A 21,488-nucleotide genomic window follows, 5' to 3' on the forward strand; every position below is an offset into this window, starting at 1 on the left:
TACGGGCGCCAGGACGCACCCGCACGTGCAGGCTGTCTCAGGCGAAGCTGGTCAGGATCCTGTCACGCACCATCATGTCTCCCTCGATATGAGTCGATTTTCCTTTTAGCCCAGCCTGCCCGTCCTGTCACCCTTCCGGGAGGGTGGCCAGAAGTGCGGGCTTGTCGAGCGTGAAGCCCGAGGCGATCCAGCGCGCTTCCAGTGCGCGCAGCGCCTCGCCCAGCGCGGCGCCCTTGTAGGCCGGCATAAGGTCGCGGGCCGTGACCGGACAGCGGGCTTGCGCGGCGGCCTCCAGCCCCGACAAGGCATCGGGCGCCAGCGGCTGTTCCAGCGTCGCGGCGCGCAGCACCAGCACGTCCCGCGCGGTGGCGGCGCCGTGGCGATAGGCGATCTCGGCCCCGCTGGCCGTCTGCGGCACCAGCGCGTGGAACAGGTCCAGCACCTTCTGCCGTGCCTTGGACAGGCGCAGCGCCGCGCCATCGGCGAACCCGGTCGCCGCCAGCCGGCGCAGCGGATCCGGCTCCAGCCCCACTTGCGTTTCCAGCAGCCGCAGCGGGCCCAGCGCCCGGGCCGAGCCACCGGGCAGCACGTGGGGCAGCACGCCGACCCGCTCCATCACCGAGACGGCCATGACAGGATCCGGCGCGGCAAGAATCTTGAGCATCTCGCCGCCCACCCGCTCACGCGAGAGCGTGTCCAGCCCGTCGAGATTGCCCGCGATCGCGGCCAGCGCCTCGGGGTCCATGCCGGTTTCGGGGTCGCCATACCAGGCGGAGAAGCGGAAGAAGCGCAGGATGCGCAGGTAATCCTCGCGGATGCGACGATCGGCATCCTCGATGAAGCGCACGCGCCGGGCGTGCAGGTCCGGCAGCCCCCCCAGCGGGTCGACCAGCTGCCCGTCGCGCGCGGCATATAGCGCATTCATGGTGAAATCGCGGCGCACGGCATCCTGCGCGATGTCATCGGCAAAGCGCACCACGGCGCGGCGGCCATCGGTTTCGACATCGGCCCGGTAGGTGGTGACCTCGAACCCCTCGCCCGCGACGACGATCGTCACCGTGCCATGGTCGATCCCCGTCGGCACCGCTTTCAGGCCCGCGGCTTTGGCCAGTTCCATCACCCGTTCCGGCCGCGCGTCGGTCGAGATGTCGACGTCCGAAACGGCCACGCCCAGAAGCGCGTTGCGCACGCAGCCGCCCACGGCAAAGCCCTCATGCCCTGCGGCCTCAAGCATGCCCAGCACGGTCTGCGTGCCCGTCCCGCTCAGCCAGTCGCCCGTGACGCGCGTCACGCTTGCACCTGTTCGGCCAGCCCCCGCAGCATCCGCGCGGTGGCACCCCAGATATAGTAGGGCCCGAAGGGTGCGGTGTAATAGAGCCGCCTTTGCCCGCGCCAACGCCGGCCCTGCACGGAATAGCGCGCGGGGTTCATGACATGGGCAAAGGGCACGGTGAACACTTCTTCGACCTCGCCCGGCTCGGGCCGGGGCGTGAAGGGCCCGGTCACCAGCCCGATCACCGGCGTCACGAGGAAACCGGTCACCGTCTCGTGCGGCGGCAAGGTGCCCAGCACCTGCACCGCCTGCGGATCAAGCGCGACCTCCTCATGCGCCTCGCGCAGAGCGGCCGCCACCTCGTCGGCATCCACGGGGTCGACCTTGCCTCCCGGAAAGGCGATCTGGCCGGGATGGTGCTTGAGCCGGGACGAGCGCTTGGTCAGCACGAGGTCCAGACCGTCCCCACTCTCGACGAACGCGGCCAGCACGCCGGCCGGGCGCAGCTTGCGCGTCGGCGGCAGGACCGTGTCGGGGTTCAGGTCGAAATCCGACGACGCGTCCCGATCCGCCGCGATGGCACGGCGCAGGGCCGCGACCTGCTCACTGGTCGCCATCGCCGGCCTCGAAACCCACGCTCGCGGGGTCCAGCCGGTAGTGGGCCCCGCAGAACTGGCAATCCGCGGTCACCTGCCCGTCCTCCGTGGTCATCTTCTCGATGTCGCGCGCCGAGTAGATCGACAGGCTCTGGCGCACGCGGTCTTCCGAGCAGGTGCAGCCGAAACGCACCGGCTGCGCATCGAAGACCCGCGGCTGTTCCTCGTGAAACAGGCGCACCAGCAGGTCGGTCGATGTGACATTGGGCCCGATCAGCTCCAGCTCCTCGACGGTCTGCAGATGCGCGTTGACCCGAGACCAGTTCTCGTCCGCATCGTCGCCCACCAGGTCCTTCGCCTCGAGCAGGCCGCCCTCGCCCGATCCGCCATCCTTGGCGAAGGGCGAGGCCTTGGGCATGTGCTGCAGCATGATGCCGCCGGCGCGCCAATGCTCCTCCGTGCCCGGCTCGGACGAGCGGCCATAGCTGAGCGCGAAGACGGTGGGCAGCTGCTCGGACTGCGCGAAATAGGAGGCGGCGCAATCCGACAGGCTGGAGCCCGCCACGGGCGTGATGCCCTGATAGGGTGTCATGCCTTTGCCCTGGTCGATCAGTACGGCGAAATAGCCCTCGCCCAGCTGTTCGAACCCGGGTTTGTCATCCTCGACGCGGTCGCGGTCAAAGCTGGCATAGGCGCGGATGCGGGCCGGCTGGCCCTCGGCCTCGGGGCCGAAGTAATCGGTGGCGATCATCCGAACGGGGCCGTTGGTCTGCACCTGCAGCGACAGTTTCCAGCGCAGCTTGATCGTCTGGCCGATCAGCGCGGTCAGCAGGGTCATTTCCGCGATCAGCGCCTCGACCGCGGGCGGGTAATCATGTTGTTTCAGCACACCGCTCAAGACCCCGTCGAGGCGGGCCACGCGCCCGCGCATGTCGGAGCGGTCCAGCTGAAAGGGCAGGACGGTGTCGTCCCAGGCGAGTTTGGTACCGAGGCTCATGGGGTTTCCTTATCTGCCGGAGGCTGGCATATCGCGCTCATATATGACGGACGGCCGGAGACGCAAAGGGGGACGACATGACGCCGCGACTGGGTCAGCCACCCGATCCCGATCGGCGCTACGTTCTGCGCCCCGGCGTCTACGCGATCCTGCCCCGTCATGACGCGCTGCTTCTGACACACCAGGCGATCCCATGGCCAGAGGTCCAGCTGCCCGGCGGCGGAATCGATCCCGGCGAACAGCCGCTGGCCGCGCTGCACCGCGAGGTCTACGAGGAAACCGGCTGGCGCATTGGCCGGCCCCGTCGGCTGGGTGCGTTCCGGCGCTTCACCTACATGCCGGAATACGACCTCTGGGCCGAGAAGCTCTGCATCATCTACAGCGCCCTGCCGGTCCGGCCCCTTGGCGTCCCGAGTGAGCCGGGCCATCACGCGCTGTGGATGTCCGCGCGGCAGGCGGCCGAAGAGCTGGGCAATCCCGGGGACCGCGCCTTTGTCCGACGTCACGCGCTCTGACCGTCCAGATCACAGCACGTCGAACTCAAGCAGGGCGGCCGAGACATCATCGTCCAGCTGATCCGCCGCCCGCATCTCGGCGGTGAGGCGCCAGTAGAGATCGGCCAGCAGGTCCGGCCCCTCGCCCACCTTCACGCTATCACGGAAGAGCTGCACCAGCCCTTCTTCGCCCAGCATCTCACCGTTCCTGAGCACCGCCTCGGTGAAACCGTCGGAATAGAGCAACAGCCGGTCGCCCTTGCGCATGGTGACCACGTGCTGCTCATGGTCCACCGCGTCGACCAGCCCGATGGGCAGACCGCCCGTGCCGATGAACTCCACCTCGCCGCCGGCGCGCAGCAAGAGCGGTTGAGAATGCCCGGCTTGCACCATCCGCATCCGCCCGGTGCGCAGGTCGCCCGCCACGTAGGCCATGGTCAGGTATTCCTCGACCCCCGGATCCGCGGCAAGCCGCTGGTTGAGCAGGCGGGCCGTCTCGACCGGATCGCGCATCGCGTAGAACCGGTCAAAGCGCTTCTCGAGGGCGATGTTCTGATCGGGGAACTTGCTGGACAGGTAGCCGGCCACCCGCGCCGTCACCATGGCCGAGGTGATCCCGTGCCCCGACACGTCGATGCTGTAGAGGCCCAGCCGTTCGTGCCCAGGGTTGAACATGCCGACAAGATCACCGCCCACATGGCCGCAGGGTTGCAGGAAGAGGCTGACACGCGAGGTGCCGATCTCCTTGACCCGTTCGGGAATCAGCGATTGCTGGATCGTGCGGGCCTGCCGCAGGTCCTTGTCGATCGCCTCGTGCACCTCCTTCAGCCGGGCAAAGGCCTCGGACACCTCGCGATTCTTCTCGCTCAGCTGACGTTCCATGCTGACGACCCGCTCCCCCGCGTTGATCCGGGCGCGCAGCTCCTCGGCATTCACCGGCTTTGTCAGGAAGTCGTCGGCCCCGGCATCCAGCCCCTCGGCGACCTCGCCCTTCTCGCTCTTGGAGGTGAGCAGGATGAAATATCCGTACCCCTCGCGCTTGAGCGCACGGAACCTACGGCACAGTTCCAGCCCCGTCATCTGCGGCATCATCCAGTCCGACAGGATCAGGTCGGGCTCGGACACGGCGGCAATGCGCAGCGCCTCCACCCCCGATACGGCCTGCAGCACCTCGAACCCCCAGCGCGTCAGGATCGCGTTCAGGATCCGCAGTTGCAGCCGGCTGTCATCGACGATCAGCACGCGCCTTATGGCGCCGGTCAGCGGTGCCGGTCGATCCACGGGGTTTGGCTGCACGGTGATCCCTTTGCCGAAAGAACTGCTTCGGCCCTGTCTAAGGGCAGATGTGTTAACCCATCGTGAAGCTTAAAACTTTCATGGATCACCGTGCGGTCGAAACCTGTTGTTCACCCTTCGGGCATAGCCTTGACGCGCAGGAGGTGTTACATGATCGACTGGGCCCGAGTGGATGAACTCGTCGAGGAAATCGGCGCCGAGGATTTTTCCGAGGTCGTGACGCTGTTCCTTGCCGAGGTCGAGACCGCCATCGAGTTGCTTGAAGCGTCGAACGGCAATCCCGTCGTCATCGAGGAGCAGATGCATTTCCTCAAGGGCGCTGCGCTGAATCTCGGTTTCAGGAAGCTCGCGCAGGTCTGCCGGACGGGTGAGCGCGCCGCCTCGGAGGGGCAGGTCGCGCTTGTTCCGGTCGAGGAGGTGCGCAAGGTCTTCGCCAGTTCGCGCGTCCGGTTCGAGGCGGAACTGGGCGACCGCTATGCCGCCTGAACCGACATGCCCACCCGAAAACGGCTGGCATGTCGCGCGGTCAGATCACGAATTGCGCCAGGACCTCGTCATCCGTGATGTCCTGGTAGGTGAAACCATGCGCGTCGAACTCACGGTACAGGCGATCGAAATTCTCGGGATGCAGCGTCTCGATGCCGATCAGCACCGAGCCGAAATTGCGCGCGGATTTCTTCAGGTATTCGAAGCGGGCAATGTCATCCTCGGGGCCAAGCAGTTCAAGGAAACCCTTCAACGCGCCGGGGCGCTGCGGCAGGCGCAGGATGAAGTATTTCTTGACGCCGGAATAGCGCTGCGCCCGCTCTTTCACCTCGGGCAGCCGCTCGAAATCGAAATTCCCGCCCGAGGTCACGCAGACTACGGTCCGGCCGCGAATCGCCTGCCCCATGTCCTTGAGCGCGTCGACCGCCAGAGCACCGGCTGGTTCCAGCACGATCCCCTCGACATTCAGCATGTCCAGCATGGTGGTGCACAGCCGATCCTCGGGGATGGTCAGCGTGTTGGCAAGCCCGACACCTTTCAGGCAGGCAAAGGTGCGCGCGCCCAGACGCGCCACGGCCGCCCCGTCGGCGAAGGTGTTGACCTTGTCAAGCGTCACCGGCCGACCGGCCTGAAGCGCCGCCTTCAGGCAGGCGCCGCCGGCAGGTTCGACAAAGGTATAGCCGATATCCGTGCCAAAATAGCTGAGGATCCCCGAACTCAGCCCGCCGCCACCCACCGGGATCACCATCTGATCCGGAAGGCCGTTCATCTGCTCGGCGATTTCGACCGCAACGCTGGCCTGGCCCGCGATCACGTCGTCATCGTCGAAGGGCGACAGGAAATGCCCACCCGCCTCGGCACAGAAGGCCTGCGCCGCAGCAAGGCATTCGTCGAAATAATCCCCGATCATCCGGATCTCGACCGCGTCACCCCCGAACATCGCGGTTTTCTGGATCTTCTGCTGCGGCGTCGTCACCGGCATGAAGATCACGCCCTGCTTGCCGAAATGCCGACACATGTAGGCAACACCCTGCGCATGGTTGCCGGCACTGGCGCAGACGAACAGTTCCTCATCCGGATGGCGCGACATGGCGTTGAAGGCGCCGCGCAGCTTGTAGCTGCGCACCGGGCTCAGATCCTCGCGTTTCAGCCAGATATCGGCACCGTAGCTCTGCGACAGGTGCTCGTTGCGCTGCAATGGGGTGGCAGGGAATACGGCGCGCATGGCCGCGCAGGCGGCGCGGGCTTTGTGCTGGAAATCGGTCATGCCCAAAGCAGTGGCGCAGAGCGCGCGCCGGCGCAAGTCAGTCGATGTGACGCCCTTCGACACAGACGCCATAGAGCGTGGTCAGGACCGACACGCCGATCATGGTCGCAAACCAGCCCACGACAAGTCCGTAGACCAGATTCAGTACCGAAGCGGGATCGGCATTCATTAGCGTCGGCACCTGTACCAGCAGGCCGACACCCGCCACGATCACGGCGAGCACGACGATGGTCTTGTTGTGTCCGGCCGTCTCGCTCCAACCTTGTTGCAGGTTCATTTTCTGACCCATGGCGATCCCCGGCAAGGCCGTGCCCAGACGCAGCGCCACATATAGGCAGGCTACCGCGATCCCTAGCAGCGCAATCGGCGCCAATGGCGACAGCACCATCATCACGATTGCGGCAGGAATTGCGGCGAGGAAGGCTGCGACCACGACGATCAACCCCAGCAGCAGGGAGTAGCCGAGGTAGCGCAGTACCTCCGGCCCATGCCAGGCCGGCACCCAGCCACCCGACAGTTCCCCTGTCAGTACATAGCGGTGCCAGGCTACGGCGATCCACAGCGAACTGCAGATGGCCACCAGCCCCAAGACAAAGATCAGCGAGGCCGCGCCCGGCTCCATCATCGGCAAGCCCTGTGCATCGACCGCTGGCGGGTTCGCGTAAAGGAAGAGTTGAGGCGCAGATGATACAATGTAGAGCAGCAGCGAGACGCGCAGCGCCGGGCCCAGATTGTCCAGAACCATCCGGGCAGAATGCAGAAACATCTTCCACGCGTGCATCGTCCGACCTTTCATACGTTTTGCACAGGGCTACCACGCCCCGGGCCCGCGTCAACGCCGCTTCCTTGCAGCAGCGCACAAAACGGTCTAATCCGCGCGCCAAACCGCTGAAAGGGAACCCCTGCCATGTCCGCGTCCAAATTCGCGCCGAAGAAGGTCGTCCTGGCCTATTCCGGCGGTCTCGACACCTCGATCATCCTGAAATGGCTGCAAACCGAGTATGGTTGCGAGGTCGTGACCTTCACCGCCGACCTTGGCCAGGGCGAAGAGCTGGAGCCCGCGCGCGAGAAGGCACAGATGCTGGGGATCAAGCCCGAGAATATCTATATCGAAGACGTGCGCGAGGAATTCGTGCGCGATTTCGTCTTCCCGATGTTCCGCGCGAATGCAGTATACGAGGGGCTTTACCTGCTGGGCACCTCGATCGCGCGTCCACTGATCTCCAAGCGCCTGGTCGAGATTGCGGAGGAAACCGGCGCGGATGCCGTGGCCCATGGCGCCACCGGCAAGGGCAACGACCAAGTCCGGTTCGAACTTTCCGCCGCCGCGCTGAACCCCGATATCCGCTGCATTGCGCCGTGGCGCGAATGGGACCTGAACTCGCGCACCTCGCTGCTGGATTTCGCCGAGAAGAATCAGATCCCGATTGCCAAGGACAAGCGGGGCGAGGCGCCGTTCTCGGTCGATGCGAATCTTCTGCACACCTCCTCCGAGGGCAAGGTGCTGGAAGATCCGGCCGTCGACGCGCCCGATTATGTCTACCAGCGCACGGTGAACCCCGAGGATGCGCCCGACACGCCGGAATTCATCGAGATCACCTTCGAAAAGGGCGATCCGGTCGCGATCAATGGCGAGGCGATGTCGCCGGCTACGATGCTGACCGCGCTGAACGAATACGGGCGGAAGCACGGAATCGGGCGGCTTGACCTGGTCGAGGGGCGCTTTGTCGGGATGAAGTCGCGCGGCATCTACGAGACGCCGGGTGGCACCATCCTGCTCGAGGCGCATCGCGGGATCGAGCAGATCACGCTGGATCGCGGCGCCGCGCATCTGAAGGATGAGCTGATGCCGCGCTATGCCGAGCTGATCTATAACGGGTTCTGGTTCTCGCCCGAACGCGAGATGCTGCAGGCCGCGATCGATGCCAGCCAGGCCCATGTCTCGGGCACGGTGCGGCTCAAGCTGTACAAGGGGCTGGCCCGGACCGTGGGGCGCTGGTCGAAAAATTCCCTGTATTCCGAGGCACATGTCACCTTCGAGGATGATGCGGGCGCCTATGACCAGAAGGACGCGGCCGGGTTCATCCAGCTGAACGCGCTGCGCCTCCGCCTTCTGGCGGCCCGCAAGCGGCGAATCGAGACCGGCCAGTAATCCACGGCCCATGGCCACGCTGGAGGAATTCGTCGCCGCGCAGGATCCGGTCTGGCCACAGGTCTGCCGGGAACTGCGCGGCGGTCGCAAGACAACCCATTGGATCTGGTGGGTTTTCCCGCAGCTTGCCTCGCTGGGGCGGTCGCCGCGCGCGAGGTATTTCGGACTGTCCGGCTTGGGAGAAGCGCAGGATTATCTCGATCACCCGGTCTTGGGCCCGCGGCTGATCGAGGTCGCCAGACTGCTGCTGCGGCATTCCGGGACAGATCCGCGCAAGATCCTGGGCGAGGTCGACGCGCTCAAGGTTCGGTCGAGCATGACGCTGTTCGAGGCCGTGCCGGGTGCCGACCCGATCTTTACAACCGTGCTGGAGCGGCTCTATGCCGGCGAAAGATGTCCGCTGACGCAGACAGAGATCATGACCTAAAAAGCCGGCGGACCGCGAAGGCCCGCCGGAGGCGGTCGGCAGCTGCCGACGGGGAGGGTTCGGTTACTGGGCCGTCACGGTCGCGGTGACGAGCTCGCCATCCTGGCGGATCGGGCCGTCTTCCTTGGCGCCCAGCGTGTACTCGAAGATACCGGTCTGCATGCCGCCATCCTCGCCATGGACCATCAGCATCAGCATGTCGCCGGACGCGACCTCTTCGGTCAGGATGGCGGCGACATCCATGTTTTCACCCTCTTTCAGGGGCGCGTGACCGACGACCGGACCGGGCTTCATCTCGGAATCGGTGCGGTGCACCACCAGCCAGCCATTGGCCGGCGCGACGATCTTGGAGGCGGTGACGGTGCCGCCGGAGACATCCTGGTCGGAGGCTTCGACCATGGGCGCCATGCCGTGGCCACCGGCGAAGGCGGTGCTGGCGGTGGCGATCAGCGCGGCGGTGAACATCTTGAAAGTCATGAGGTTTCTCCCTGTCTGAATGAGCTTGTATCAACAGACACGAAGTACGGGGCCGCGCAGTTTCACGGGAAACGCGAAAAAATTCGGGGTCACAGGGGCTCACCATCGGGTGACAATGCCGTTCCCCTGTTGCCCGATCACTCCGCAGCGGCCAGATTCCCGGGCAGATTTGGAGGTGTTTCATGTGGACTGACAGATTGTGCGCGCTTGGTCTGGGCGCGCTTGCCCTTTGCGCGACGGCGCTGGGGGCCGAACGCGCCGCGGCGGCCGAGCTTTACGTGGCCGGTGGCTGCTTCTGGTGCGTCGAGGCGGATTTCGAACGCGTGCCCGGAGTGGGCGAAGTCGTCTCGGGCTATACCGGGGGCACGGTGGCGGACCCGACGTATCGGCAGGTGACGCGCGGCGGCACGGGCCATTACGAGGCGGTGCAGATCAACTATGATGCCGGACGTATCTCGGCGCGGCAGCTCTATGACCTGTTCTTCCGCTCGGTCGATCCGACGGATGCGGGCGGGCAGTTCTGCGATCGGGGCGAGAGCTATCGCACGGCGATATTCGTCACTGATCCTGCCCAAAGACGCGCGGCAGAGGCGGCAAAGGCCGCGGCGGAGGCCGAGCTGGGACAGGAGATCGTGACCCCGATCCTGGATGCCAAGACCTTCTACCTGGCCGAGGACTATCACCAGGATTACTACAAGGGCACCAACCGCGTGGTGACGCGCTTCGGCATCATCCAGCAGAAGGATGCCTACAAGCGCTATCGCGACGGCTGCCGCCGGGACGAGCGGGTCGAGGCGCTCTGGGGCAGCGACGCGCCCTTCGTGAACTGAGATTTGCCCGTTTCGTACATTTCGGACGCCGATTTCGCCAAAACGGCCAAACGCGCAAGGAAGCGTTAACCGCTGAAATCCTGCACGTCGCGCAGGTCGGGGATCACGTCGGCCGCGCCGGGGCGGGTCACCATGATCGCGGCGGCGCGGGTGGCCTGCCCGATGGCCTGTGCCATGGGCAGCCCGCGGTCGAGCCCGGCCATGACATAGCCGGTGAAAGTGTCGCCGGCGCCGGTCGTGTCCACCGGCTGCACGGGCACGGCGGGAAAGTCCTGCACCGCCCCGGTATCGGTGTTGTACCAGCGACAGCCACGTGCCCCCAGCGTGACGATGACATCGCGAACCGGCAGCGCCTCGGGCGCGGTGCCGGTCGCCTCGGCCAGTTGCTGGGCCTCGACCTCGTTGAGAAAGAGCAGGTCCAGAAGCGGCATCACCGCGCGCACGGCACCGGCATCGAAGGGTGCAGCGGCATAGGCCACGCGCATCCCCTTGGCCGAGGCCATCTCGGCCCCGGCCCGCTGGGCGTTGGTTTCGTTCTGGAAGAGGAAGGCATCCTCGGGGCCCGCTTCCTCCAGTGCCAAGGCGATCTCCTCCTCGGAGAGGGCCTGATTGGCGCCGGGATAGATCATGATGCTGTTCTCACCCGAATCATCGACGGCGATGATGGCGTGGCCGGTGTCTTCGGCGGCGTTGGCGATGGCGCGCGTGTCGACACCGTATTCCATCAGCCGCTGCACGGCCCATTGCCCGTCCGGGCCGACCGCGCCGATATGGCGGCAATGCGCCGCCGCGCGGGCGCAGGCGACGGACATGTTGGCCCCCTTGCCGCCCAGGCCGCGGGTCAGCGTGCGCGCGGCCAGCGTGCCGCCCGGGCCGGGCAGATGCGGCACGCGGTAGACAAGATCGGCATTGATCGAGCCGAGATTGTAGATCGTCATGGGCATCCCCCGCGGTTGGTCCATGGTGACGGGCCGGGCGAGGCCGGCCCTGCGCGACCGCTCAGCCCACCTTGCAGGCGGCAAGCACGGCCATGTTCAGGATGTCGCTGGCGGTGGAGTTGGTCGAGCAGATCTGGATCGAGTTGTCGATCCCGGCAAGGATCGGCCCGATCACCGTGGCACCGGCCATTTCCTGCATCAGCTTGACCGAGATCGAGGCCGAGTGGCGCGCCGGCACGACAAGGATATTGGCCGGGCCGGTCAGGCGCTGGAACGGGTAGTGCTCCTGCGCGCGGGTGTTCAGCGCCACGTCCACGGTCATCTCGCCTTCGTACTCGAAATTGACGCCGCGCTTGTCGAGCACCACCGGCGCCTTGTGCATCTTCTCGGCGCGTTCCGAGACCGGGTAGCCGAAGGTCGAGAAAGAGACGAAGGCCACGCGCGGATCGAGGCCCAAGTGCCGTGCCACGTCGGCGGCGCGCTCGGCGATATTGGCAAGATCCTCCTCGTCGGGCCATTCATGCACCAGCGTGTCGGCGATCAGCACGATGCGGCCCTTGTGCAGCAGCGCGGTGATGCCGGCGGCGCCATTGGCGGCATCGGCGTCGAAGACATGGTTGATCAGCTGCATCACATGGGCCGACTTGCGCGTGGCCCCGGTGATCAGCCCGTCGCCATGGCCATGGGCCAGCATGAGCCCGGCAAAGACATGGCGGTCGCGGGCGGCCAGCCGGTGGATGTCCTGCCGGTCCATGCCCTTGCGCTGCAACCGTTCGTAAAGGAAATCCTTGTAGGTCTCCAAGTGGCGGGTATTGGCGGCATTGACCACCTCCAGCTCGCGCACCGCATCGCCCAGGCCGGCCTCTTCCAGCTTGGCCTTCACGTCGTAGTCGCGCCCGACGACCAGTGCCTTGCCCAGGCCCGACCGCTGGTACATCACTGCGGCGCGCAGCACGCGGGGGTCATCGCCCTCGGCAAAGATCATGCGGGCCTGCGCAGCGCGGGCCCGCGCATTGATCGAGCGCAGGATCGCCGCGGTCGGGTCCATGCGCGAGCGCAGGCTGGTCTCGTAGGCGTCCATGTCCACGATCGGGCGCCGCGCGGCCCCGGTCGCCATGCCGGCACGCGCTACGGCGGGCGGGATGCGGTGAATCAGACGCGGGTCGAAGGGCGTGGGGATGATGTAGTCGCGCCCGAAGGTCAGCGCCTTGCCATAGGCCAGCGCGACCTCGTCGGGCACGTCCTCGCGCGCCAGTTCGGCCAGGGCCTGGGCGCAGGCAATCTTCATCTCGTCATTGATCGCGCGGGCGTTGATGTCCAGCGCGCCGCGGAAGAGATAGGGGAAGCCCAGCACGTTGTTGACCTGGTTGGGATAATCCGACCGGCCGGTGGCGACGATGGCATCGACGCGCACGTCATGCGCCTCTTCCGGGGTGATCTCGGGGTCGGGATTGGCCATGGCGAAGATCACCGGGTTGTCGGCCATCGAGGCGACCATGTCCTGCGTCACGGCACCCTTGACGCTGACGCCGAGGAACACGTCGGCCCCTTTCATCGCCTCCTCCAGCGTGCGCAGGTCAGTGGCGATGGCATGGGCCGATTTCCACTGGTTCATGCCCTCGGTGCGGCCCTGGTAGATCACGCCCTTGGTGTCGCAGACGATGCAGTTGTCATGCCGCGCGCCCATGGATTTCAGCAGCTCGATACAGGCGATGCCCGCCGCGCCGGCTCCGTTGAGGACGATTCGCACATCCTCGATCTTCTTGCCCGACAGGTGCAGCGCGTTGATGAGCCCCGCGGCGCAGATCACCGCCGTGCCGTGCTGGTCGTCATGGAAGACGGGAATGTCCATTTCTTCCTTGAGCCGCTGCTCGATGATGAAACATTCCGGCGCCTTGATGTCCTCGAGGTTGATGCCCCCGAAGGTCGGCCCCATCAGCTTGACCGCCTTGCAGAATTCGTCCGGATCCTCGGTGTCCAGCTCGATATCGATGGAGTTCACGTCGGCGAAGCGCTTGAAGAGCACCGCCTTGCCCTCCATCACCGGCTTGCCGCCGAGCGCGCCCAGATTGCCCAGCCCCAGCACCGCCGTGCCGTTCGAGATCACGGCCACGAGGTTGCCCTTGTTGGTGTAGTCATAGGCCAGCTCGGGGTTCGCGGCGATCTCTTCGCACGGCACGGCCACGCCCGGGGAATAGGCCAGCGACAGGTCGCGCTGGGTGGTCATGGGCACGGTGGCCTGCACCTCCCACTTGCCGGGGGTGGGGTCGAGATGGAAGGCCAGCGCCTCCTCGCGGGTGAGTTTCTGCTTGGCCACTGTCGTCTCCTTGTCCCGATGGTGTCTCTCGGGTTTTCCCTCGGCTCCGACAGCCTTAATGTCACGCGAAACCGGCGGGGGGAAGCATTGAGCGCGAGCGGCAGGACAAAGGCATCGGCGGTGACGCCGATGATGGCCCAATACCTGGAGATCAAGGCGCAATACCCGGATGCGCTGCTGTTCTACCGGATGGGCGACTTCTACGAGATGTTCTTCGACGACGCTGTGGCGGCGGCCGAGGCGCTGGACATCGCGCTGACCAAGCGCGGCAAGCATGACGGCGATGATATCCCCATGTGCGGCGTGCCCGTGCACGCGGCCGAGGCCTACCTGCTGACGCTGATCCGCAAGGGGTTCCGCGTCGCCGTGGGCGAACAGCTGGAGCGTCCCGAGGAGGCGAAGAAGCGCGGCTACAAGGCGGTGGTCAAGCGCGACGTGGTGCGGCTGGTCACGCCGGGCACGCTGACCGAGGACGCGCTGCTGGATGCGCGGCGGCACAACTTCCTGGCCGCCATCGCCGCGGTGCGCGACGACTGGGCCCTGGCCTGGTGCGACATCTCGACCGGCGCGTTTCACGTGATGCCCCTGTCGCGGGCGCGGATCGGGGCCGAGCTGGCGCGGCTGGCCCCCTCCGAGCTGCTGGTCTCGGACAAGGTGGACGAGGTGCTGCGCCCGGTGCTGGAAGATCTCGGCATGCAGCCCACCGTTCTGGGCGCCGCCTCCTTCGATTCGGGCTCGGGCGAGAGCCGGCTGGCCGGGGTGTTCGGCGTGCAGACGCTGGCGGGGTTCGGGGATTTCGCCCGGGTGGAGCTGTCGGCCATGGGCGCGCTGGTCGACTATCTGGACATCACGCAAAAGGGCCGCCTGCCCCGCCTGCGACCGCCGCGGCAGGAGGTCGTCACCCGGCTGATGCAGATCGACGCCGCGACACGGCGCAACCTCGAACTGACCGCGTCCCTGCAGGGCGGGCGCGCGGGCAGCCTGCTGTCGGTGATCGACCGAACGGTGACGGCGGCCGGGGCGCGGCTGCTGGAGCGGCGGATCGCCTCGCCCTCGCGCGACCTGGCCGTGATCCGCGAGCGGCTGGAGGCAGTTCGCTGGGGGGTTGAGGGCGATGGCCGGCTGCGCGACGCGTTGCGGCAGGTACCCGACCTGGACCGGGCGCTGTCGCGGCTGGGGCTGGAGCGTGGCGGGCCGCGCGACCTGGCCGCGGTGCGTGCGGCGCTGGCGCAGGCCGAGCAGATCCACGCGCAGCTAACCGAGGCAGAGCTGCCCGCGCTGGTCCGGCAGGCGGCCGAGACGCTGACCGGGCAGGACGCGCTGCTGGACCGTCTGGACGCGGCGCTGGTGGCAGACCCGCCGCTGATGGTACGCGATGGCGAGTTCATCGCGCCCGGCTTTGACGCTGCGCTGGACGAGGCGCGCACCCTGCGCGACGAGGGGCGCGGCGTGATCGCCGGGCTGCAGGGCCGCTATGCCGAGGAGACCGGCATCGGATCGCTGAAGATCAAGCACAACAACGTGCTGGGCTATTTCGTCGAGACCACCGCCGCCCATGCGCAGAAGATGATGAGCCCGCCCTTGTCGGAGCAGTTCATCCACCGCCAGACCACGGCCAACCAGGTGCGCTTCACCACGGTGGAGCTGTCCGAACTGGAGACGCGCATCCTGAACGCGGGCAACGAAGCGCTGCAGATCGAGAAGCGGCTGTTCGACACGTTGCGGGACGCGGTGATGGCGGTGGCCCCTGCCCTGTCGGAACTGGCGCTGGCTCTGGCCGAGATCGACCTGTCACTGGGGTTGGCCGACCTTGCGCGGGCGCGCGACTGGTGCCTGCCGCGGGTCGATGACAGCCGCGCCTTCCATGTCGAGGCCGGGCGGCACCCGGTGGTCGAGGCGGCGCTGGCCGGGGATGGCGCGCCCTTCATCGCCAATGATTGCGACCTGTCGGCCGAGGGCGACGCGGCCTCGGTCACGCTGCTGACCGGGCCCAACATGGCGGGCAAGTCGACCTATCTTCGGCAGAACGCGCTGATCGCGCTTCTGGCGCAGATGGGATCCTATGTGCCCGCTCGGGCGGCGCATGTGGGGCTGGTCAGCCAGATCTTCAGCCGTGTCGGCGCCTCGGACGACTTGGCGCGCGGACGGTCGACCTTCATGGTCGAGATGGTCGAGACGGCGGCGATCCTGAACCAGGCGGATGACCGGGCGCTGGTGATCCTCGACGAGATCGGGCGCGGCACGGCGACCTATGACGGGCTGTCCATCGCATGGGCCGTGCTGGAACAGCTGCATGCCGAGAACCGGGTGCGCGCGCTTTTTGCCACGCATTACCACGAGCTGACCGCCCTGGCCGGCAAGCTGCCGGGTGTGCGCAACGCCACCGTGGCAGTGAAGGAATGGCAGGGCGAGGTGATCTTCCTGCACGAGGTGCGTGACGGGGCGGCTGACCGGTCCTATGGCGTGCAGGTGGCGCAACTGGCCGGACTGCCGCAGCCGGTGATCGAGCGGGCGCGGATGGTGCTGGATGCGTTGGAAAGCGGCGAGCGCGAGCGGGCCTCGCCGAAGGCGCTGATCGACGACCTGCCGCTGTTCTCGGCGGCCGCGCTGCGCGAGGTACCGCCGAAACCGGCGGAGACCGCGTCTGAAGTGGAGAGTGAGCTGCGCGCGCTCAATCCCGACGAGATGACGCCGCGGGACGCGCTGCAGGCGATCTATGCGCTGAAGACCAAGCTGGCGCAGGACGGGTAAGGCCCCGTCCCGCGCGACCCGCTCAGCTGGCGGGCATCGAGGAGACACCGACCTGCGCGGGGCGCAGCAGCCGGTCATGCAGGAAGAAGCCCTCGGCCGAGACCTGGATGATCTCGCCGGCGGTGGTGCCGGGGACCGGGGCCTCGAACATGGCCTCGTGCTCCTTGGGGTCGAACTTGTCGCCGACCTGCGGGGTGATCCGCGTCACGCCGTGACGATCGAAGACGTTGAGCAGCTCTTTCAGCGTCAGCTCCACCCCTTCGACCAGCGCCTTCGAGGCCTCGCCCTCGTCTTCCTTGGCGGCGGTCAGCGCGCGATTGAGATTGTCGTAGACGGGCAGCAGGTCGCGGGCGATGCGGGTGCCGCCATAGGCCTGGGCCTCGCGCCGATCCTTCTCGGCGCGCTTGCGGGCGTTCTCGGCATCGGCCAGCGCACGCATGAAGCGGTCTTTCAGCACATCACGCTCGGCGCGCAGCTGATCGATCTCGAGCGCCTCGTCGTCGATTTCCTGCCCGTCCAGCGCCTCGGCTTCTGCTTCGATCTCGTCGATATCGTCAAGAAACTCGTCTTTGTTCGGGTCTGCCATTTTGTACCTCTAGCTCCGGTCGGACAGCAATCTGCCGACCAGTTGCGCCGTGTAGTCCACGATCGGGACGATCCGGCCGTAGTTGAGACGTGTGGGTCCGATGACGCCCACCGCGCCGATGATCTTCCGGTCCGCGTTCATATATGGAGACACCACCAGAGAGGAACCCGAAAGCGAAAAAAGTTTGTTCTCGGAGCCGATGAAAATGCGCACACCCTCGCCATCCTCGGTCAGGTCGAGGAACTCGGCGATGTCGCGCTTGCGCTCGAGATCATCGAAGAGCGAACGGATCCGGTCGAGCTCTTCCTCGGCGGTCTCCTCGCCCAGCAGGTTGGCCCGGCCGCGCACGATCAGCCGTTCGGAACTGTCATCCTCGCCGTCCCAGATCGCGATGCCGCTGTCGATCAGCTGGGCGGCCAGCCCGTCGATCTCGCGCCGACGGCGGGCAATCTGCTCGCCGATGACCAGCCGCAGCTCGGACAGGGTGCGCCCTTCGAGATGGGCATTGATGAAATTCGCCGCCTCGCGCATCGAGCTGGGCGTCTGCCCCGCCGGCGGGGTGAAGACGCGGTTCTCGACATGGCCGTCGGCGAAAACGATCACCACCAGCGCGCGTTCCGGCGCGAGGCTGACGAACTCGATATGGCGCAGCGGCGCCTCGTGCTTGGGGGTCAGCACCAGCGAAGCGCCGCGCGTGACGCCCGAGAGCGCCGAGCCCACTTGGTCGAGCAGGCCCGAGACATCGCTGGAATTGCTGCCCACCGTGGCGTCGAGCTTTTCGCGGTCGGTGTCATCCAGCGCGCGCACCTCGAGCAGACCGTCCACGAACATGCGCAGCCCGGCCTGCGTTGGCACGCGGCCGGCGCTGACATGGGGGCTGTCGAGCAGGCCAAGGAATTCGAGATCCTGCATCACGTTGCGGATTGTCGCGGCCGAGACCTTTTCGGTCAGGGCGCGGGTCAGCGTGCGCGAGCCCACAGGCTCGCCCGTGTCGAGATAGGCCTCGACCACGCGGCGGAACACCTCGCGCGAGCGATCGTTCATCTGTGAGAGCGTGTCGCGTGCCTCTGTCATCTCTCGGCCTTTTGCCCGGGCGTATTAAAGACGGCTTGACCGGCGCGTCAATCGGGGTTGCACCGCGGGGGCGCGGCCGTCTATCCCGGGGCCGGATCACAACAAGGACTTGCCATGCGACCGTCGGGACGAGACTTAAGCGAAATGCGCGCCGTTTCAATCGAAACAGGCGTGACGAAACATGCGGAAGGGTCGTGCCTGATCCGGATGGGCGACACGCATGTGCTGTGCACCGCTTCGCTGGAAGAGCGCGTGCCGCCCTTCATCAAGGGCTCGGGCCAGGGATGGGTGACGGCGGAATACGGCATGCTGCCGCGCTCGACCTCGTCCCGGATGCGGCGCGAGGCGCAGGCCGGAAAGCAGGGTGGCCGCACGGTGGAGATCCAGCGGCTGATCGGGCGCAGCCTGCGCGCCGGGGTCGACCGCAATGCGCTGGGCGAGCGCCAGATAACCGTGGATTGCGACGTCATCCAGGCCGATGGCGGCACGCGCTGCGCCGCGATCACCGGCGGCTGGGTCGCACTGCGGCTGGCAGTGAACAAGCTGATGAAGGCGGGCGACGTCTCGACCGATCCGCTGGTGTCCGAAGTGGCCGCGGTCAGCTGCGGGATCTATGCCGGGCAACCGGTGCTGGACCTGGATTATCCCGAGGACAGCGAGGCCGGGGTGGACGGCAATTTCGTGATGCTGGGTGACAAGCGTCTGATCGAGGTGCAGATGTCGGCCGAGGGCGGCACGTTCAGCCGCGCCCAGATGGACGAGCTGATGGGCCTCGCCGAGGCGGGTGTCGCCCAGCTGGTCGAAGCGCAGCGCGCGGCGGTGGCATGAGCCGCAGGCTGGAACGCGGCACGCGGCTGCTGGTTGCCACGCATAACCGTGGCAAGCTGGAAGAGATCGCGCATCTGCTGGAGCCCTACGGCGTCACCGTCGTGGGCGCAGCCGAGATGGATCTGCCGGAGCCGGAGGAGACGGGCACGACCTTCGTCGAGAACGCCCGGATCAAGGCGCATGCCGCGGCCAAGGCGACGGGTCTGCCGGCGCTGGCCGATGACAGCGGGATCGAGGTGGACGCGCTGGGCAAGGCGCCCGGCGTCTACACGGCCGACTGGGCCGAAACGCCAGACGGGCGCGATTTCACCATGGCGATGGAGAAGACCCACGCCCGTCTGGTCGAGGCCGGCGCGGCCGAGCCCTGGACCGCGCGCTTTTGCTGCACGCTGGTGCTGGCCTGGCCCGACGGCACGGACGCCGTCTTTCCCGGCGTGATGGAGGGGCGTGTCGTCTGGCCGATGCGGGGCGATCAGGGCCATGGCTATGACCCGATCTTCCAGCCTGAAGGGCACGATCTGACCTTTGGCGAGATGGACCGCTGGGAGAAGAACAAGATCAGCCATCGGGCCGATGCGTTCCGGAAATTCGTGGCCGGTTGCCTTGCCTGAGGACCGGCCCGGGCTGGAGACCTGGCAGCGCGCCGGCTTTGGCCTCTACGTGCATTGGCCGTTCTGCGCGGCCAAGTGCCCCTATTGCGATTTTAACAGCCACGTGGTCGGCCGTGTCGACCAGGCCCGCTGGGCCGAAGCCTTCCGGGCGGAAATCGCGCGGGCCGGGGCAGAGACCCCCGGCCGCATCCTCTCTTCGATCTATTTCGGTGGCGGCACCCCGTCCCTGATGGAGGTCGACACCGTCGCGGCCGTGCTGGACACCGCGCGCGACACCTGGACCTTTGCCAATGACATCGAGATCACGCTGGAGGCCAATCCCGGATCGGTCGAAGCGGCGCGTTTTCACGGCTATCGCGCGGCCGGGGTCAACCGGGTCTCGTTGGGCGTGCAGGCGTTGCGGGCGCCGGATCTGCGCCGGCTGGGCCGCTTGCACAGCGTCGAGGATGCCCGCCGTGCGCTGGGGTTGGCGCGCGAAGTGTTCGATCGGGTGAGTTTCGACCTGATCTATGCGCGGCAGGGGCAATCTCTGGAAGACTGGCGGGCCGAGCTGTCCGAGGCGCTGGAGATGGCGGGCGACCACCTGTCGCTTTACCAGCTGACGGTGGAGCCTGGCACGGCTTTCTGGACGCGGGCGCAGGCCGGCGGCTTTCGAGGCCTTCCGGGCGAGGACCTGGCGGCGGAGATGTACGAGCTGACGCAGGAGCTGTGCAACGCGGCGGGCTTGCCGGCCTACGAGGTGTCGAACCATGCGCGGCCGGGCTCGGAATCGCGCCACAACCTGATCTACTGGCATGCGGGGGATTGGGCCGGGATCGGCCCCGGCGCGCATGGTCGGTTGGGATCCGGCGCGCAGCGGGTGGCGACGGAGACAGCGCTGGCCCCGACAGCCTGGCTGGCCGCGGCCGAAGCTGGTGACGGCATTTCGCGCCGGACTTCCCTCTCGCCACAAGATCAGGCAGGAGAATACATCATGATGGGGTTGCGCAGCTTCGATGGCATAGAAATCGACCGGGCCCGTGCCATGTGGGACGCTGCTTTGCCCGACGACAAACTGGCCGATCTGGTCGGCGATGGGCTGCTGGTCCTTGAGGGTGCGACCGTGCGGACGACGCCGCGCGGCCGGCTTGTTCTGAACGGGGTGATCCGCGAGTTGATGGCCTGAGCGGGGTCAGCCCCGCCCGAGCAGGCCACACAGCACGTCGAGCTGTTCGAGCGTGTCATAGCTGATCGTCACCCGGCCGGATTCCTGTCCCGGCTTGTGGTCGATCCGGACCTTCATCCCGACCGCCGCGGAAAGATCGCCTTCGAGCGCCTTGGTGTCCGCATCCTTGTCGACCTCGAAACCGCCGCTTTTCGGTTTGGGTCGCGCCGGCTGTTCCCCACCGGATTTTGCCAGTTTCTCGGCCTGCCGGACCGAAAGCCCCTCTTGCACGATCTTGCGCGCCAAGGCGTCGGGATCCTGTGCAGTGATCAGCGTGCGGGCGTGACCGGCGCTGAGATCGCCCTTGGAGACCATGTCCTGGATACCGTCGGGGAGGTTCAGCAGGCGCAGCAGGTTCGCGATATGGCTGCGGCTTTTCCCCAGGGCCTCGGCCAGCTTTTCCTGCGTGTGGCCGAACTTGAACATCAGCTGCTTGTAGCCCGCCGCCTCTTCGATCGGGTTCAGGTCGGCCCGCTGGATGTTTTCGATGATCGCGACTTCGAGCACCTCGGTGTCGTTGAAGTCGCGCACCAGGACCGGGATCTCGTGCACCTGCGCCATCTGCGCGGCGCGCCAGCGGCGTTCACCGGCGACGATCTCGTACTGGGCAGGATCCTGCGGACTGACGCGGACGATCAGCGGTTGCAGCACGCCCTTGGTGCGGATGGACTCGGCGAGCTCATCGAGCTGGGTCTGCGTGAACTGGCGGCGCGGCTGATCCGGGTTGGGCACCAGCCGCTCGATCGGGACGACGGTATCCGCGCGACGTTCGACCGGTTGCGATTCGACCGGCTCGTTCGGCGTGACATCTGCCATGAGCGCCGACAGGCCCCGGCCCAGACCGCGGCGGTTTTCCTTTTTCTCGGACATCTTGCCCCCTGCCC

The 21,488-nt window shown here is 66.7% G+C and carries 21 protein-coding genes; 9 read left to right on the top strand and 12 right to left on the bottom strand.

All coding sequences use genetic code 11. From position 1 onward, the window contains the following. Positions 1 to 127: 127 nt before the first annotated feature. Genes AVJ23_RS16855 through hslO form a run of 3 tightly spaced genes read right to left on the bottom strand, consistent with a single transcriptional unit; the run spans position 128 to position 2,866 of the window. A complete protein-coding gene (locus AVJ23_RS16855; protein WP_058863388.1) occupies positions 128 to 1,291 on the bottom strand; it encodes a CCA tRNA nucleotidyltransferase in 1,164 nt (387 codons plus the stop codon). Continuing rightward, positions 1,288 to 1,890, bottom strand: a complete 603-nt coding sequence (locus tag AVJ23_RS16860; RefSeq protein WP_058863389.1) for a CoA pyrophosphatase — start codon at positions 1,888 to 1,890, stop codon at positions 1,288 to 1,290. The genes AVJ23_RS16855 and AVJ23_RS16860 overlap by 4 nt, the downstream gene beginning before the upstream one ends. Further along, positions 1,877 to 2,866 (bottom strand): Hsp33 family molecular chaperone HslO, encoded by a 990-nt coding sequence (gene hslO, locus AVJ23_RS16865; RefSeq protein WP_058863390.1) that lies wholly within the window; start codon positions 2,864 to 2,866, stop codon positions 1,877 to 1,879. Before hslO ends, AVJ23_RS16860 begins: the two co-directional genes overlap by 14 nt. Positions 2,867 to 2,943: 77 nt before the next feature. Between hslO and AVJ23_RS16870 the strand changes: the two genes are divergently transcribed. Continuing rightward, a complete protein-coding gene (locus AVJ23_RS16870; RefSeq protein WP_058863391.1) occupies positions 2,944 to 3,381 on the top strand; it encodes an NUDIX domain-containing protein in 438 nt (145 codons plus the stop codon). Positions 3,382 to 3,390: 9 nt separating this feature from the next. On the opposite strand, the gene AVJ23_RS16875 is transcribed toward AVJ23_RS16870, so the two are convergent. Continuing rightward, positions 3,391 to 4,641 carry a PP2C family protein-serine/threonine phosphatase gene (locus AVJ23_RS16875; RefSeq protein ID WP_240484697.1) on the bottom strand — a complete coding sequence of 417 codons (1,251 nt, stop codon included), beginning with the start codon at positions 4,639 to 4,641 and terminating at the stop codon, positions 3,391 to 3,393. 165 nt (positions 4,642 to 4,806) lie between these two features. Here AVJ23_RS16875 and AVJ23_RS16880 point away from each other — a divergent pair, with 165 nt between their 5' ends. Next, entirely contained in the window at positions 4,807 to 5,142 is a 336-nt protein-coding gene (locus AVJ23_RS16880) for an Hpt domain-containing protein (protein ID WP_058863393.1), read from the top strand. A 40-nt stretch (positions 5,143 to 5,182) separates the two neighbouring features. On the opposite strand, the gene ilvA is transcribed toward AVJ23_RS16880, so the two are convergent. Both ilvA and AVJ23_RS16890 read right to left on the bottom strand, forming a co-directional pair. Beyond that, entirely contained in the window at positions 5,183 to 6,409 is a 1,227-nt protein-coding gene (gene ilvA / locus AVJ23_RS16885) for a threonine ammonia-lyase IlvA (protein ID WP_058863465.1), read from the bottom strand. A gap of 37 nt (positions 6,410 to 6,446) precedes the next feature. Beyond that, positions 6,447 to 7,154: a hypothetical protein gene (locus tag AVJ23_RS16890; RefSeq protein ID WP_169795950.1), complete on the bottom strand. Its 708-nt coding sequence runs from the start codon at positions 7,152 to 7,154 to the stop codon at positions 6,447 to 6,449. Between the two features lie 162 nt (positions 7,155 to 7,316). Between AVJ23_RS16890 and AVJ23_RS16895 the strand changes: the two genes are divergently transcribed. Both AVJ23_RS16895 and AVJ23_RS16900 read left to right on the top strand, forming a co-directional pair. Further along, positions 7,317 to 8,561: an argininosuccinate synthase gene (locus AVJ23_RS16895; RefSeq protein WP_058863395.1), complete on the top strand. Its 1,245-nt coding sequence runs from the start codon at positions 7,317 to 7,319 to the stop codon at positions 8,559 to 8,561. 10 nt (positions 8,562 to 8,571) lie between these two features. After that, positions 8,572 to 8,988 carry a DUF1810 domain-containing protein gene (locus AVJ23_RS16900; RefSeq protein ID WP_058863396.1) on the top strand — a complete coding sequence of 139 codons (417 nt, stop codon included), beginning with the start codon at positions 8,572 to 8,574 and terminating at the stop codon, positions 8,986 to 8,988. A gap of 63 nt (positions 8,989 to 9,051) precedes the next feature. Here AVJ23_RS16900 and AVJ23_RS16905 read toward each other — a convergent pair whose 3' ends face one another. Beyond that, positions 9,052 to 9,465: a DUF7282 domain-containing protein gene (locus AVJ23_RS16905; RefSeq protein WP_058863397.1), complete on the bottom strand. Its 414-nt coding sequence runs from the start codon at positions 9,463 to 9,465 to the stop codon at positions 9,052 to 9,054. A gap of 182 nt (positions 9,466 to 9,647) precedes the next feature. On the opposite strand from AVJ23_RS16905, the gene msrA reads away from it, so the two are divergent. After that, positions 9,648 to 10,295 carry a peptide-methionine (S)-S-oxide reductase MsrA gene (gene msrA, locus AVJ23_RS16910; protein ID WP_058863398.1) on the top strand — a complete coding sequence of 216 codons (648 nt, stop codon included), beginning with the start codon at positions 9,648 to 9,650 and terminating at the stop codon, positions 10,293 to 10,295. Positions 10,296 to 10,360: 65 nt separating this feature from the next. Here msrA and AVJ23_RS16915 read toward each other — a convergent pair whose 3' ends face one another. Both AVJ23_RS16915 and AVJ23_RS16920 read right to left on the bottom strand, forming a co-directional pair. Next, positions 10,361 to 11,233 carry a ribokinase gene (locus AVJ23_RS16915; protein WP_058863466.1) on the bottom strand — a complete coding sequence of 291 codons (873 nt, stop codon included), beginning with the start codon at positions 11,231 to 11,233 and terminating at the stop codon, positions 10,361 to 10,363. Positions 11,234 to 11,294: 61 nt separating this feature from the next. After that, entirely contained in the window at positions 11,295 to 13,550 is a 2,256-nt protein-coding gene (locus AVJ23_RS16920; protein WP_058863399.1) for an NADP-dependent malic enzyme, read from the bottom strand. Positions 13,551 to 13,679: 129 nt separating this feature from the next. On the opposite strand from AVJ23_RS16920, the gene mutS reads away from it, so the two are divergent. Then, positions 13,680 to 16,301, top strand: a complete 2,622-nt coding sequence (mutS, locus tag AVJ23_RS16925; protein ID WP_058863400.1) for a DNA mismatch repair protein MutS — start codon at positions 13,680 to 13,682, stop codon at positions 16,299 to 16,301. Positions 16,302 to 16,323: 22 nt separating this feature from the next. Here mutS and AVJ23_RS16930 read toward each other — a convergent pair whose 3' ends face one another. Next, the gene (locus tag AVJ23_RS16930; RefSeq protein WP_058863401.1) at positions 16,324 to 16,887 is read right to left on the bottom strand and encodes a nucleotide exchange factor GrpE; all 564 of its coding nucleotides are present in this window, start codon (positions 16,885 to 16,887) and stop codon (positions 16,324 to 16,326) included. 9 nt (positions 16,888 to 16,896) lie between these two features. Continuing rightward, positions 16,897 to 17,961: a heat-inducible transcriptional repressor HrcA gene (gene hrcA, locus AVJ23_RS16935; RefSeq protein ID WP_058863402.1), complete on the bottom strand. Its 1,065-nt coding sequence runs from the start codon at positions 17,959 to 17,961 to the stop codon at positions 16,897 to 16,899. Positions 17,962 to 18,075: 114 nt separating this feature from the next. Here hrcA and rph point away from each other — a divergent pair, with 114 nt between their 5' ends. From rph to hemW, 3 genes are read left to right on the top strand one after another with little or no spacing between them, the layout of a single operon-like run. Continuing rightward, the gene (rph, locus tag AVJ23_RS16940) at positions 18,076 to 18,789 is read left to right on the top strand and encodes a ribonuclease PH (RefSeq protein ID WP_058863403.1); all 714 of its coding nucleotides are present in this window, start codon (positions 18,076 to 18,078) and stop codon (positions 18,787 to 18,789) included. Beyond that, positions 18,786 to 19,400, top strand: coding sequence for an RdgB/HAM1 family non-canonical purine NTP pyrophosphatase (gene rdgB, locus AVJ23_RS16945; RefSeq protein WP_058863404.1), 615 nt, complete (start codon positions 18,786 to 18,788; stop codon positions 19,398 to 19,400). Before rph ends, rdgB begins: the two co-directional genes overlap by 4 nt. A gap of 13 nt (positions 19,401 to 19,413) precedes the next feature. Beyond that, entirely contained in the window at positions 19,414 to 20,565 is a 1,152-nt protein-coding gene (gene hemW / locus AVJ23_RS16950) for a radical SAM family heme chaperone HemW (RefSeq protein WP_058863467.1), read from the top strand. A gap of 6 nt (positions 20,566 to 20,571) precedes the next feature. On the opposite strand, the gene AVJ23_RS16955 is transcribed toward hemW, so the two are convergent. After that, entirely contained in the window at positions 20,572 to 21,474 is a 903-nt protein-coding gene (locus tag AVJ23_RS16955) for a ParB/RepB/Spo0J family partition protein (RefSeq protein WP_058863405.1), read from the bottom strand. Between the last annotated feature and the right edge of the window lie 14 nt (positions 21,475 to 21,488).

The sequence above is a fragment of the Pseudoponticoccus marisrubri genome, assembly GCF_001482405.1.
Taxonomy (GTDB): Bacteria; Pseudomonadota; Alphaproteobacteria; order Rhodobacterales; family Rhodobacteraceae; genus Pseudoponticoccus; species Pseudoponticoccus marisrubri.